Annotated in this window: 9 protein-coding genes; 7 read left to right on the top strand and 2 right to left on the bottom strand. The window is 61.7% G+C overall.

Features of this window, described 5'->3' with window-relative positions:
• Positions 1-32 precede the first annotated feature (32 nt).
• Entirely contained in the window at positions 33-794 is a 762-nt protein-coding gene (locus tag NXC24_RS15240) for a helix-turn-helix transcriptional regulator (protein WP_104824067.1), read from the top strand.
• 5 nt (positions 795-799) lie between these two features.
• Here NXC24_RS15240 and NXC24_RS15235 read toward each other — a convergent pair whose 3' ends face one another.
• A complete protein-coding gene (locus tag NXC24_RS15235) occupies positions 800-1,684 on the bottom strand; it encodes a sigma-70 family RNA polymerase sigma factor (protein WP_104824066.1) in 885 nt (294 codons plus the stop codon).
• A gap of 139 nt (positions 1,685-1,823) precedes the next feature.
• Between NXC24_RS15235 and NXC24_RS15230 the strand changes: the two genes are divergently transcribed.
• Positions 1,824-2,282: a carboxymuconolactone decarboxylase family protein gene (locus NXC24_RS15230; RefSeq protein ID WP_104824065.1), complete on the top strand. Its 459-nt coding sequence runs from the start codon at positions 1,824-1,826 to the stop codon at positions 2,280-2,282.
• Positions 2,283-2,322: 40 nt separating this feature from the next.
• Here the strand turns inward: NXC24_RS15230 and NXC24_RS15225 are convergent, their stop codons facing one another.
• Positions 2,323-3,234: a LysR family transcriptional regulator gene (locus NXC24_RS15225; protein WP_104824064.1), complete on the bottom strand. Its 912-nt coding sequence runs from the start codon at positions 3,232-3,234 to the stop codon at positions 2,323-2,325.
• A 231-nt stretch (positions 3,235-3,465) separates the two neighbouring features.
• On the opposite strand from NXC24_RS15225, the gene NXC24_RS15220 reads away from it, so the two are divergent.
• The 5 genes from NXC24_RS15220 to NXC24_RS15200 all read left to right on the top strand — a co-directional run bounded on the left by NXC24_RS15220 (position 3,466) and on the right by NXC24_RS15200 (position 11,756).
• Positions 3,466-4,278 (top strand): alpha/beta hydrolase, encoded by an 813-nt coding sequence (locus tag NXC24_RS15220; protein ID WP_104824063.1) that lies wholly within the window; start codon positions 3,466-3,468, stop codon positions 4,276-4,278.
• 79 nt (positions 4,279-4,357) lie between these two features.
• Positions 4,358-5,548: an efflux RND transporter periplasmic adaptor subunit gene (locus tag NXC24_RS15215; RefSeq protein ID WP_104824062.1), complete on the top strand. Its 1,191-nt coding sequence runs from the start codon at positions 4,358-4,360 to the stop codon at positions 5,546-5,548.
• Positions 5,549-5,674: 126 nt separating this feature from the next.
• A complete protein-coding gene (locus tag NXC24_RS15210; RefSeq protein WP_104824061.1) occupies positions 5,675-8,872 on the top strand; it encodes an efflux RND transporter permease subunit in 3,198 nt (1,065 codons plus the stop codon).
• Between the two features lie 207 nt (positions 8,873-9,079).
• Positions 9,080-9,964, top strand: coding sequence for an NAD(P)-dependent oxidoreductase (locus tag NXC24_RS15205; protein ID WP_104824060.1), 885 nt, complete (start codon positions 9,080-9,082; stop codon positions 9,962-9,964).
• Positions 9,965-9,971: 7 nt separating this feature from the next.
• Positions 9,972-11,756 (top strand): IlvD/Edd family dehydratase, encoded by a 1,785-nt coding sequence (locus tag NXC24_RS15200; RefSeq protein ID WP_104825182.1) that lies wholly within the window; start codon positions 9,972-9,974, stop codon positions 11,754-11,756.
• Positions 11,757-11,830: the final 74 nt, after the last annotated feature.

Genomic DNA, 11,830 nt, shown 5'->3' with positions numbered 1-11,830 from the left:
CGAGTTTCAGACATCGGTAGCGGATTACGGACATGAGTGCGCGCGAACCACGTATCCAGGGAGACCCGCCGCAGCCGGTCTCCTTCCGGACGGAGAATTACAAGGGCGGCACGATCTTTCCCGCCAAACGCCAGACCTGGGGCGAGCTGAATTATGCGCTCGCCGGCGTCGTCGATTTCGATATTCAGGGCGTGCGCTATCTGTCGCCGCCGCATTATGCCATCTGGATTCCGCCTGATGTGCTGCATGAGGCATGGAACCAGTACGATGTTCGCTATGTCACCGTTTATGTCGAGCGCTCGCTCTGCGCCAATCTTCCGGCGGCACCGGCAACGCTTGGCCTCAGCCCGCTTCTGAAGGCAATCCTTGCCGACTTCGCCACTCGTGACATCACCGTGCCGAAGAGCGAGGAGGACCTGCGGCTGGCCGAGGTGCTGGTCGATCAGATACGCCTGGCGCCGCGCAGCGAGAGCTATTTGCCGCTATCAGACGACGCGTTGCTCGGACCGGTTCTGAGCGCACTGCAGGCCGATCCTGGCGACCGCCATTCCCTGGCGGAATGGGCGCATCGGATGAAAACGACCGAGCGGACGCTTTCCCGTCGCTGCCACGATCAACTCGGCATTTCCTTCAACGAGTGGCGCCAGCGGCTGAAGCTGGTTGCGGCGCTGGCGATGATCGAAGCCGGCCAGCCGGTACAGCGGATTGCGGCGCAACTGGGTTACGGCAACGCCTCCGCTTTCATCGCGATGTTCCGCCGGCTGACGGGGACGAGCCCGACGCAGATGCGCTGACACCGTCACCGATCGATGACCAGCACATCAAGATTACGCAGTTGCTCGGGATCGGCCATCGCCTCGATGCTGACAATACGGCCGCCATCGTCAACGGCAAAACGAAGCGCGATGCGCAATTTTCCGCCGAGGACGACGACGGCGCCAACGGCGCCATCGATGACGGCGGGCAGGGCCCCTTGGGCTCGGCCGCGGAAGGTTTCGGCCACCGCCGTCCGACCACGGATTTCCGCCAGCGAGCCCATTTTCGTTGCCACGGCATCGGCGCGGAAGATGACGTCGGGATCGAGAGCGGCAAGAAGTGCATTCAGGTCGCCGCTGCGCGAGGCCGTCAGGAAGGCGTCGACCACATGGCGCTGGCGGCTGAGATCTGCTTCCGCAGCGACCGGCGCTCCCTGCACCCGACGGCGGGCGCGACTGGCGAGCTGGCGTGTTGCGATCGTCGTGCGACCAACGATCGGGGCGATGTCGTCGAAGGGCATGTCGAACATGTCGTGCAGCACAAAGGCCAGCCGCTCGGCTGGGGTCAGCTTTTCCAGTACCACCAGCAGTGCCAGGCCGACAGAATCGGCGAGCAGCGCGTCCTGCTCCGGGTCGCTCCCTGTACCGGCTTCATGGCTGACGACCGGTTCGGGGACGCGGATGGTCAGCGGCTCTTCACGCCGGGATTTACGGGAGCGCAGCCAGTCGAGACAGATGCGGGCGGTCACCGTCGTCAGCCAGCCGCTGAGATTTTCGACGTCAGAAATATCTGCACGGCTGAGTCGCAGCCAAGCCTCCTGCACCGCGTCCTCCGCCTCTGCCCGCGAGCCGAGCATGCGGTAGGCGACCGCACGCAAATGCGGCCGGTTGGCCTCGAATTTTTCTGCCTGCCACTTTTTTTCGTCCATCGGTCACATTCCTTGTGTGTGCTCCGTCATGCCCATGACGAACGAAACCCAGCCGACGTGACAAAGGATCGACATGGAGCCGTGTCGTCAAGATCAGGCCCATGTTGGGTTCACCTGAAAACACCTCAAGGAGAGAATGATGCAAGCCCGCATGAAGAACCCCGCCGTCATCCTGCCTGAAACCCTGCAAGCTCTCTTGGCGGTCAGCGCCTCGATCAAGGATCGCGGCGTGTCTGAGAACACCATGGATCTCGTGCATCTGCGTGTCAGCCAGATCAATGGTTGCAGCGTCTGCACCGACATGGGTTTCCGTAAGCTGCAGAAGGAAGGCGAAAAGATCGAGCGCATCGTCGGCGTTTCTGCTTGGCGCGAAATGCCCTATTTCACCGATGCCGAACGTGCCGCCCTTGCGCTTGGCGAAGCGATGACCCGGCTTGCCGACCGGCCGGACGCGGTGAGCGATGAAGTCTGGAATGAAGCAGCCAAATATTATGACGAAAAAGCGCTATCCGCTTTGATCATCTCGGTTGCCGTGGACAATGTTTGGAACCGGCTGAACGCGACGGTCCGGCATCCGGCAGGAGCCTCCTGGAGCTGATAGCACCAGCATCACCTTCTCCCCGCCGGGGAGAAGGTCGTTAAACCGCTCCAACCTTCGACGTCACCAGCAGTTTTGCCAGCCAGTCGACGAACACGCGCACCTTGTTGCTGAGATGCCGGTTCGGAGGATAGACGATGTGCAACGGCACAGGGGCGTGGGTCCAGCCGGGGAGGATGGGGATGAGATCGCCCTTGGCGAGCGCGTCACGAACCATGAAGGCCGGCGCCTGGGCGATGCCGAGACCGGTCAGTGCGGCGTTGATGTAGCTGCGGCTATCATTGACCGAGAGGATGTAGCGCGGGCTGATCTCCAGCGATTCATTGCCGCGTTGGAATTCGAACGGAACCGTTCGACCGGTCTGTGCACGGAAATAGCTGACGGCATAGTGGTTGCTTTCCAGCTCTTCCGGCCGTTCGGGCATGCCGAATTTTGCGATGTAGCGAGGAGCAGCACAGGTGATGAGATGTATCTCTCCGACGCGCCGGGCAATCAGCGACTGATCGCTCGGCATGCCTGCACGCAGGGCACAGTCCACATTCTCCGCCAGATAATCCACCAGCCGGTCGCCGACGCCGAGGTCGATGCGGATGTCCGGATAGCGCTGATGAAAATCGCAAAGCGCCGGCATGACGATGTTGTCAGCGAAAGCCCCCGCCATTTCGACGCGCAGGCGGCCGCTCGGCAGGCTTTGCGAATTGCTGATGCTGCCATCCAGCTCCTCGATTTCGGAGAGGATCTGAATGGCGCGCTCGTAATAGAGTGCTCCGTCTGTCGTCACCATCACGCGGCGAGTCGTGCGGTTCAGCAACTTGGTGTGCAAATGCGCCTCGAGCGACTGGATGAGCGTCGTTACCGTCGCCTTCGGCATAGAGAGGGTCGTGGCGGCGCGGGTGAAATTGCCCGTCTCCACCACGCGTGCGAAAGCCCGCATCGCTGATAGCTGGTCCATCTTAAGGCGCCCTTCGACCAAAAACGAAAAAGGTCGATTGTTTGTTCTGGTGAATAGTCTGATCGAATATAGGCCACTTATTCTCAGAACGGAATAACAATATGTTGTGGATGTGATTGTTGCAACGCGGCATGGGGCGCTTGGGCCGCGTAACTCAGAACGTGATCCTGGAACGTGTGACACGGTTTTCGGAAAAATCATGTTCAATCGAACAGATGAGGATATGGGTCCATGAGCGCGCCGTGGAAAGATGTGATGCTGGAAAACGTGCCCACCGGGCCGGTCGCAGCGCGGATCTACAACGGCGAAGGTATGAAGAAGGCGGCACCCATCGTGCTTTACCTGCATGGTGGCGCCTTTATCGATACCGAGCATGCGATTGACCGACCGGTGGCTGCAAGTCTTGCTGAAGCCGGTGCGATCGTGGTTGCTGCCGATTACACCAGCGGCAATCAAAATGCCTTTCCGCAGGTGCTGGAGTGCGCCTACGGGATTCTCGCCTATCTCGGCAATAAGCGGAACATGCTTGCGCTGGGCGGGGCGAAAAAATCGCTGCTCTTTGTCGCCGGTGAAGAATCGGGTGGCAATGTTGCAGCGGGAGTGGCTTTAAAGGCGCGCGACCAGATGCCCGGTTCGCTGGACGGACAGGTGTTGATATCGCCGCTGCTTGATCCCTTCATGGGATCGAAATCTTTCCTCCAGGCGGAGGAAAGCGGCATGCGCGAGCGTTGGACTGAGGGTTGGAACCGTTACCTGGGTTTTCTGGGCGGCGTCTGTCACCCCTATGCGGCGCCTCGATACTGTTCGCGGCTTTCGGGCCTCGCGCCGGCATTGGTGCTCACGGCCGAGGACGACCCGCTCCGCGACGAGGGCATGGAATACGGCAGCCGCCTGAAAGGGGCCGGCGTCCGTGTTCGCCAGCAAGTCCTTCCCGCCGGGACGGGCTGGCCCACCATCTATGGCGGGCAGTCTAAGGATAAGCCGTCATGGCAGCAGGATGTTTGCTGTAGTTTCAGGCAGTTTGTCGAGGATGTGCAGACTTGATCGGCTAAGTCTGATGATGTCGAGCCGATAGGCATTTTCGATCCCGTGCCCCAAGCCGGGATCAACAGGAGAGACTAACATGAAGTCCAACGGTAAGCGCTGGGCCCTATGGGGCGCTGGCATGGGTATTGCTGCGGCCGTTGCAGGCGCGGCGTTCTATCTGGATTTGCCCCGCGGCGCTCAGGCGACCGAGACGGCCGCCCCGGCTGCAAAGCCTGCGATCCCCGTCACCGTCGCCGCCGTCGAGGCACGCGACATCACGACCTGGCAGGAGTTTTCCGGCCGGCTCGAAGCTATCGACCGTGTGGAAGTCCGTCCGCGTGTGGCCGGCGCCATCGAGTCGGTGCACTTCCGCGAAGGCGCGCTGGTCAAGCAGGGCGACCTGCTGGTGACGATCGACCAGGCACCCTATGAGGCGGCCGTCGCCCAGGCGCAGGCGGAAGTTGGCGCAGCCAAGGCCAAGCTGGATCTCGCCAAGGTCGAAGTCGACCGTGGCCAGAAGCTCTCCGATAACAAGACGATTTCGCAGAGCGACATGGACACGCGCGCCAGCAACTACGCCGAGGCCGATGCCAATCTGAAGGCGGCGCAAGCCGCGCTGCAGACTGCGCAGTTGAACCTCGACTATACCGAGGTTCGCGCCCCGATCGCCGGTCGCGTCGGTAAGATCGAAGTGACCGTCGGCAACCTCGTTGCTGCCGGCTCCGCTTCGCCGGCGCTGACGACGCTCGTCTCTGTCGATCCGATCTACGCCAGCTTCAATGCGAGCGAACAGACTGTTACCCAGGCGCTTGCTCAACTCCCGACGACGAATGGCGCGGTTCCGCCGGTCGAACAGATCCCCGTGCAGATCGGCACCGCCAATGACAGCGGCACGCCGATCAACGGCAAGCTGCAACTGATCGACAATGAAGTCGATGCGGCAAGCGGCACTGTCACCGTACGCGCTGTCTTCGACAATCCCGGCGGGCGTCTCATCCCGGGTCAGTTCGTGCGCGTGCGCATGGGCCAGCCGAAGGCCGAGAGCAAGCTGGTCGTCAGCGAGCGGGCGATCGGCACCGATCAGGACAAGAAGTTCGTCTTCGTGGTCGATGGCGACAACAAGGTGGTCTATCGCCAGATCAGCCTCGGCGACACGGCCGATGGCCAGCGCATCGTCGAATCTGGGCTGAATGCCGGTGATCGGGTCATCGTCAACGGCCTGCAACGGGTTCGCCCGGGCGCCGTGGTCGATCCGAAGCCGGAAGAAAAAGTCGCCGCCGCTCAGTAATCGATTTCGCCGGGAGGCCGAGTCTCCCGGCGATCATGCAATGCCCTGATTTTGAAATGCTCGCGGCATATCGCCGACGGGCCTGGACTTCGTGTCCTTGCGTTTACCCCTGGAGAGGGTTCTGCCATGAACATCTCAAGATTTTTCGTCGACCGTCCGGTGTTTGCCGGAGTTCTGTCGGTCCTTATTCTGGTCGCCGGCCTGATCGGCATGAAGCTGCTGCCGATTTCGGAATATCCGGAAGTCGTGCCGCCGTCGATCGTCGTCACCGCGCAATATCCGGGCGCCAACCCGAAGGTCATTGCCGAAACCGTGGCAACGCCATTGGAAGAGCAGATCAACGGCGTCGACGGCATGCTCTATATGAACAGCCAGGCGACATCGGACGGTCTTCTGACGCTGACCGTCACCTTCAAGCTCGGCACCGATCCGGACAAGGCGCAGCAACTGGTGCAAAACCGCGTCTCGCAGGCCGAGCCACGATTGCCGCAGGACGTTCGCGACCTCGGCATCACTACTGTCAAAAGTTCGCCGGATTTGATGATGGTGGTCAACCTCATCTCACCGGACAATCGCTATGACATCACTTATCTGCGTAACTACGCCACGCTGAACATCAAGGACCGGCTTGCCCGTATCGAAGGCGTCGGTCAGGTTCAGGTGTTCGGTTCGGGCGACTATTCGATGCGCGTCTGGGTCGATCCGCAAAAGGCCGCCGAACGTGGTCTGGCTGCGAGCGACATCGCCACCGCCATCCGCCAGCAGAACGTCCAGGCCGCAGCCGGCATCATCGGTGCTTCGCCCAGCGTTCCCGGTCTCGACGTCCAGCTCTCCGTCAACGCCCAGGGCCGCCTGACGACGCCGGAAGAATTCGGCAACATCATCGTCAAGAGCGGCACCAACGGTGAAATTACGCGTCTGCGCGACGTCGCTCGCGTCGAGCTCGGTGCATCGGATTATTCGCTGCGCTCGCTGCTCGACGGCAAGCCCGCAGTTGCCGTGCCGGTCTTCCAGGCTCCGGGTTCGAACGCCATCACCATCTCGGACGAGGTCATCAAGACCATGAACGAGCTGCAGACGGCGATGCCCGATGGCGTCAAGTATGAGATCGTCTACGATACCACACAGTTCGTACGCGCTTCGATCGACAAGGTCGTTCATACGCTGCTCGAAGCCATCGCGCTCGTCGTGGTCGTCGTCATCCTGTTCCTGCAGACCTGGCGCGCGTCGATCATTCCGTTGATCGCCGTTCCTGTCTCGATCATCGGCACTTTCGCGGTGATGTATGTCTTCGGCTTTTCGATCAACGCGCTCAGCCTCTTCGGGTTGGTGCTGGCGATCGGTATTGTCGTGGACGACGCCATCGTGGTCGTCGAAAACGTCGAGCGAAATATCGAAAACGGCCTCAGTCCACGCGATGCGACCTATCGTGCCATGAAGGAAGTCTCCGGCCCGATCATTGCGATTGCCTTGGTGCTGGTCGCCGTCTTCGTGCCGCTCGCCTTCATCTCCGGTCTGTCGGGCCAGTTCTATCGCCAGTTCGCGCTGACGATCGCCATCTCGACCGTGATTTCCGCCTTCAACTCGCTGACGCTGTCTCCGGCGTTGGCGGCCATGCTGTTGAAGGATCATCATGCGCCGAAGGATCTGCTGACGCGCGTGATGGATGTGTTGTTCGGCTGGTTCTTCCGCGGCTTCAATAAGGTGTTCCACCGCGGATCGAATGCCTACGGCAAGGGCGTCGGCGGCATCCTGTCGCTGAAGAGCCTGGTGATGGTGGTCTATATCGCGCTGATCGGCGCGACCTACTATCTGTTCCAGGCCGTTCCCGGCGGCTTCGTGCCACAGCAGGACAAGCAGTACCTCATCGGCTTTGCGCAGTTGCCTGACGGTGCCACCCTCGACCGCACGGATGACGTCATTCACCGGATGAGCGACATCGCCATGCAGCAGCCGGGCGTCGAACATGCGATCGCCTTCCCGGGCCTGTCGATCAACGGCTTCACCAACTCGTCCAACGCCGGCATCGTCTTCGTGACCTTGAAAGCGTTTGAGGAGCGCACGACGCCGAACCTGTCAGGCGGCGCCATCGCCATGCAGTTGAACCAGAAGTTCGGCGCGATCCAGGATGCCTTCATCGCCATGTTCCCGCCGCCGCCCGTCCAGGGCCTCGGCACGACCGGCGGTTTCAAGATGCAGATCGAGGATCGAGCGGGTCTCGGCTACCAGGCGCTCGATGAGGCCAACAAGGCGTTCCTCGCCAAGGCCTATCAGGCGCCGGAACTTACCGGGCTGTTCTCCAGCTACCAGATCAACGTGCCGCAGCTCTTTGCCGATCTCGATCGCGCCAAGGCTGAGCAACTGGGTGTCTCGGTGACCGATGTCTTCGACACGCTGCAGATCTATCTGGGTTCGCTCTATGTCAACGACTTCAATGCTTTCGGCCGTACTTATAGCGTGCGCGTCCAGGCGGACGCCAAGTTCCGCGCTCACGCAAGCGATATCGGCCAGTTGAAGGTTCGTTCGGCATCGGGCCAGATGATCCCGCTGTCGGCGCTGTTGAAGGTCGAGGCCAGCACCGGTCCGGAGCGGACGACGCGTTACAACGGCTTCCTTGCCGCCGATATCAACGGCGGTCCGGCGCCGGGCTTCTCGTCAGGCCAGGCCCAGGCTGCCGTGGAGCGCATCGCCAACGAAACGCTGCCCAAGGGCATTGGCTTCGAATGGACGGACCTGACCTACCAGCAGATCCTGGCCGGCAGCTCGGGCGTCATCATCTTCCCGCTGGCTCTGTTGCTCGTTTATCTCGTGCTGGCAGCCCAGTATGAAAGCGTCAGCCTGCCGCTCGCGATCGTCATGATCGTGCCGATGGGTGTGCTCGCCGCGTTGACGGGTGTCTGGCTGATCGGGGGCGACAATAACATCTTCACGCAGATCGGCTTGATGGTGTTGGTGGGCTTGTCGGCGAAGAACGCGATCCTGATCGTGGAATTCGCCCGCGAGCTGGAATTCGAGGGCCGCACCCCGGTTCAGGCCGCTGTCGAAGCCAGCCGTCTGCGTCTGCGCCCGATCCTGATGACCTCCATGGCCTTCATCATGGGTGTCGTGCCGTTGGTCACCTCGACGGGCGCCGGCGCCGAGATGCGCGCTGCTATGGGGGTTGCGGTGTTCTCAGGCATGATCGGCGTCACGTTCTTCGGCATCTTCATGACGCCGGTGTTTTACGTGCTGATCCGCAGGCTGACGGGCAACCGTCCGCTGAAGCAGCATCACCATAACGACAACAACCATTCGGCAGAGGTTCTCCCGATCGCCGCCGAATAGGAATATCGTGTCGGACAGTACCCCCAGTGCCCGATATGTCGTGGGCGAGACCGCAAGGTCTCGCCCCTTTTTTTATTTCACGTCGGTTCGATATTTTCCATTTCGGCCAATTTGTTTTTCGAAGATTTAGTTCCGGCCTGCCAATTTCGTTTGCATGCGGATGCCATGGGTCTATCAAACAGTCAGGCAAAGTGAAGGACGCCTTGCATGACCGATCGGAAGATAGCTTTTCTCGGGACCGGATTGATGGGAGCCCCGATGGCGCGACGGCTGCTCGCTGCCGGTTTTGCCGTCACCGTCTGGAACCGTGACCGAAGCAAGGCGGACGCATTGGCGGCCGATGGTGCGACAGTCGCCGCGACGGCGGTGGAGGCGGCCAAGGGCGCCACTGTCTTGTTCACCATGCTGACCAATGCCGGCGCGGTCAGTGAGGTCCTGTTCGGAAGCGGTGTCGCTGAAGCATTGGAGCCCGGTGCCGTCGTGGTCGACAATAGCTCCATCCCGCCGCCGCTCGCCCGCGAGAATGCCGAAAAGTTGGCTGAGCGTGGCGTTCATCATATCGACGCCCCGGTCTCCGGCGGCGTGGTCGGCGCGGCCGCCGGGACGCTGGCGATCATGGCGGGCGGTGACGCCGACGTCATCGATAGCGTCCGCGATGTGCTGGCCCCGCTCGGCCGCGTCACCCGTGTGGGACCCAGCGGCGCCGGCCAGCTTGCCAAGCTCGGGAACCAGCAGATCGTTGCGGTCACCATCGGCGCGATTGCGGAAGCCATGCTGCTGGTCGAAGCCGGCGGCGGTTCGCCCGAGGCGTTTCGCACCGCCATTCGCGGCGGCTTTGCCGAAAGCCGGATTCTGGAGCTGCACGGCCAGCGCATGATCGAGCGTAATTTCATACCCGGCGGCACGTCGCGCAACCAACTGAAAGACCTCGATGCCGTTCTCGCCGCCGCTCAAAGCCTGTCGCTGCATCTGCCGTTGACCGAAGCCGTCAGGGCGGAGTTTGCCGAATTCGTGGAGCAGGGCGGCGGTGAAAGCGATCACAGCGGCTTGCTGCAGTATCTCGAAGACAAGAATGCTCGAGGAAAGACTTGAGGAAGACATGACCGACAAGGGTATCTCCAAACGCCGCCTGCGTTCGCAGGACTGGTTCGACAATCCGGATCATATCGACATGACCGCGCTCTATCTCGAGCGCTTCATGAATTATGGCATCACGCCCGAGGAGCTACGCTCCGGCAAGCCGATCATCGGCATCGCCCAGAGCGGTAGCGACTTGACGCCTTGCAACCGTCATCACCTCGATCTCGCCAAGCGTGTCCGCGACGGCATTCGCGATGCCGGCGGCATTCCGATCGAATTCCCGACCCATCCGATCTTCGAGAATTGCAAGCGCCCGACCGCGGCGCTTGACCGCAATCTTGCCTATCTCGGCCTTGTCGAGGTGCTTTATGGCTATCCGCTCGATGGCGTTGTGCTGACGACCGGTTGCGACAAGACCACGCCATCGGCGCTGATGGCGGCTTCGACCGTCAATATTCCGGCTATCGTCCTGTCCGGCGGCCCCATGCTCGACGGCTGGCATGAGGGCGAGCTTGCGGGCTCCGGCACGGTGATCTGGCGGTCGCGCCGCAAGCTGGCGGCGGGCGAGATCGACGAAGAGGAATTCATGGAGGCGTCGCTCGCCTCGGCGCCCTCGATCGGCCATTGCAATACCATGGGAACTGCTTCGACCATGAATGCCATGGCGGAAGCGCTTGGGATGTCGCTGACCGGCTGTGCCGCCATTCCCGGCGCCTACCGCGAGCGCGGCCAGATGGCTTACCGCACCGGAAGGCGTGCGGTCGAGCTGGTTCTCGCCGACATCAAGCCTTCGGACGTGCTGACGCGTCAGGCCTTCCTCAATGCCATCCGCGTGAATTCTGCCATCGGCGGTTCGACCAATGCGCAACCGCATCTTGCGGCCATGGCGAAGCATGCGGGCGTCGAGCTTCATCCCGAGGACTGGCAGGTGCACGGCTTCGACATTCCGCTGCTGGCCAATGTGCAGCCCGCAGGCGCCTACCTGGGCGAGCGTTTTCATCGCGCCGGCGGCGTGCCGGCGATCATGTGGGAGCTGCTGCAGGCGGGCAAGCTCGATGGCGACTGTCCGACCGTCACCGGTAAGACCATGGCGGAGAACCTGAAGGGGAGGGAAGCGACGGACCGCGAGGTTATCCGTCCTTTCGCTGAGCCACTGAAGGAGCGGGCGGGATTCCTGGTGCTGAAGGGCAATCTCTTCGATTTTGCTATCATGAAGATGAGCGTCGTTTCGGAGGATTTCCGCAGCCGCTATCTGCAGGAGCCGGGCAGGAAGGGCGTATTCGAAGGCAGGGCGGTAGTGTTCGACGGATCAGAGGACTATCACAAGCGCATCAACGATGCGGATCTCGGTATCGATGAGAATACGATCCTCGTCATTCGCGGGGCAGGGCCGATCGGTTGGCCGGGCTCTGCCGAGGTGGTCAACATGCAGCCGCCGGATGCGTTGCTGAAGCGGGGCATCCGCAGCCTGCCGACGATCGGTGACGGCCGCCAATCTGGGACCGCCGACAGCCCGTCGATCCTCAACGCCTCACCGGAAAGTGCCGCTGGCGGTGGCCTGGCATGGCTCAGGACTGGCGACACCATTCGCATTGATTTCAATCAGGGCCGCTGTGACATGCTTGTCGACGAGGCGGAAATCGAGCGGCGCAAGGGTGACGGCATTCCGGCGGTTCCGCCGGACGCGACGCCGTGGCAGCGCATCTATCGCCGTTCGGTCACGCAACTTTCCGATGGCGCGGTGCTCGATGGCGCTGCCGATTTCCGTGACCTCGCGGCCAATCCGCCGCGCCACAATCATTAACCACAAATGGATTGCGACGGGAGTTGCGGGCAAAAGCCCGCAACTATTGAGGGCCTATTAAATATCGCTAAAGG

Origin of the sequence: Rhizobium sp. NXC24 (assembly GCF_002944315.1) — a bacterium.
In the GTDB taxonomy this organism is placed as follows: domain Bacteria; phylum Pseudomonadota; class Alphaproteobacteria; order Rhizobiales; family Rhizobiaceae; genus Rhizobium.
The sequence above is the reverse complement of the archived record's forward strand: the minus strand, read 5'-3'. Positions and strand labels throughout refer to the sequence as shown.